At 53.8% G+C, this 2500-nt stretch carries 1 rRNA gene (running past one end of the window); it reads right to left on the bottom strand.

Annotated features, from left to right (window positions below):
• Nucleotides 1–80 precede the first annotated feature (80 nt).
• Nucleotides 81–2500, bottom strand: a 23S ribosomal RNA gene (locus tag ROV95_RS04655) (it continues 450 nt past the right edge of the window).

Genomic DNA, 2500 nt, shown 5'->3' with positions numbered 1-2500 from the left:
CCTCTCGTAGTTCTTGTGACGTAGCGTGCACTTGGATGCTCTTACGACGCTGTCGTAAAGCCAAGGCAACTTGAGGTTATATGGTCAAGCCGCACGGATCATTAGTATCAGTTAGCTCAATACATTGCTGTACTTACACACCTGACCTATCAACCACGTAGTCTACATGGTTCCTTCAGGGGGCTTGTGCCCCGGGAGATCTCATCTTGAGGCGCGCTTCCCGCTTAGATGCTTTCAGCGGTTATCGCTTCCGAACATAGCTACCCGGCAATGCCACTGGCGTGACAACCGGAACACCAGAGGTTCGTCCACTCCGGTCCTCTCGTACTAGGAGCAGCCCCTCTCAAATCTCCAACGCCCATGGCAGATAGGGACCGAACTGTCTCACGACGTTCTGAACCCAGCTCGCGTACCACTTTAAATGGAACAGCCATACCCTTGGGACCGACTACAGCCCCAGGATGTGATGAGCCGACATCGAGGTGCCAAACACCGCCGTCGATATGAACTCTTGGGCGGTATCAGCCTGTTATCCCCGGAGTACCTTTTATCCGTTGAGCGATGGCCCTTCCATACAGAACCACCGGATCACTAAGTCCTAGTTTCCTACCTGCTTGATCCGTCGATCTTGCAGTCAAGCACGCTTATGCCTTTGCACACAGTGCGCGATGTCCGACCGCGCTGAGCGTACCTTCGAGCTCCTCCGTTACTCTTTAGGAGGAGACCGCCCCAGTCAAACTACCCACCATACACGGTCCCCGACCCAGATAATGGGCCCAGGTTAGAACGTCAAGCACGACAGGGTGGTATTTCAAGGATGGCTCCACTGCAGCTGGCGCCACAGTTTCATAGCCTCCCACCTATCCTACACAGACGAACTCAACGTTCAGTGTAAAGCTATAGTAAAGGTTCACGGGGTCTTTCCGTCTTGCCACGGGAACGCTGCATCTTCACAGCGATTTCAATTTCACTGAGTCTCGGGTGGAGACAGCGCCGCTGTCGTTACGCCATTCGTGCAGGTCGGAACTTACCCGACAAGGAATTTCGCTACCTTAGGACCGTTATAGTTACGGCCGCCGTTTACTGGGGCTTCGATCAAGAGCTTCGCCTTGCGGCTGACCCCATCAATTAACCTTCCAGCACCGGGCAGGCGTCACACCCTATACGTCCACTTTCGTGTTTGCAGAGTGCTGTGTTTTTGATAAACAGTCGCAGCGGCCTGGTTACTGCGACCCTCTTCAGCTATAGCTCGCACGAGCCAAAAAGGGTGCACCTTCTCCCGAAGTTACGGTGCCATGTTGCCTAGTTCCTTCACCCGAGTTCTCTCAAGCGCCTGAGAATTCTCATCCTACCCACCTGTGTCGGTTTACGGTACGGTCTGCGTAAGCTGAAGCTTAGGAGCTTTTCCTGGAAGCGTGGTATCAGTGACTTCGCCATAAAGGCTCGTCTCGGTGCTCGGTCTTAGAGGATCCCGGATTTGCCAAAGATCCAAACCTACCGCCTTTCCCCAGGACAACCAACGCCTGGTACACCTAACCTTCTCCGTCCCTCCATCGCACTTACGCGAGGTGCAGGAATATTAACCTGCTTCCCATCGACTACGACTTTCGTCCTCGCCTTAGGGGCCGACTCACCCTGCGCCGATTAACGTTGCGCAAGGAAACCTTGGGCTTTCGGCGTGCGGGTTTTTCACCCGCATTATCGTTACTCATGTCAGCATTCGCACTTCCGATACCTCCAGCAGACTTCTCAATCCACCTTCAACGGCTTACGGAACGCTCCTCTACCGCGCATACAAAGTATGCACCCCAAGCTTCGGTTCTGTGCTTAGCCCCGTTAAATCTTCCCCGCAGACCGACTCGACCAGTGAGCTATTACGCTTTCTTTAAAGGGTGGCTGCTTCTAAGCCAACCTCCTGGCTGTCTGTGCCTTTCCACATGGTTTTCCACTTAGCACAAAATTTGGGACCTTAGCTGTGGGTCTGGGTTGTTTCCCTTTTCACGACGGACGTTAGCACCCGCCGTGTGTCTCCCATACAGTCCGTCTCGGTATTCGGAGTTTGCAATGGTTTGGTAAGTCGCGATGACCCCTAGCCATAACAGTGCTCTACCCCCGAGAGGATACATATGAGGCGCTACCTAAATAGCTTTCGAGGAGAACCAGCTATCTCCGGGTTCGATTAGCTTTTCACTCCTAATCACACCTCATCCCCTACCTTTGCAACGGGAGTGGGTTCGGGCCTCCAGTGCGTGTTACCGCACCTTCACCCTGGGCATGACTAGATCACCCGGTTTCGGGTCTACTGCCCGCGACTATGCGCCCTTATCAGACTCGGTTTCCCTTCGCCTCCCCTATACGGTTAAGCTTGCCACGAACAGTAAGTCGCTGACCCATTATACAAAAGGTACGCAGTCACTCCTTGCGGAGCTCCCTACTGCTTCGCACACGGTTTCAGGTTCTATTTCACTCCCCTCTCCGGGGTTCTTTTCGCCTTTCCCTC

The organism is Stenotrophomonas maltophilia group sp. msm1, from assembly GCF_032025805.1.
In the GTDB taxonomy this organism is placed as follows: Bacteria; Pseudomonadota; Gammaproteobacteria; order Xanthomonadales; family Xanthomonadaceae; genus Stenotrophomonas; species Stenotrophomonas hibiscicola.
The sequence above is the reverse complement of the archived record's forward strand: the minus strand, read 5'-3'. Positions and strand labels throughout refer to the sequence as shown.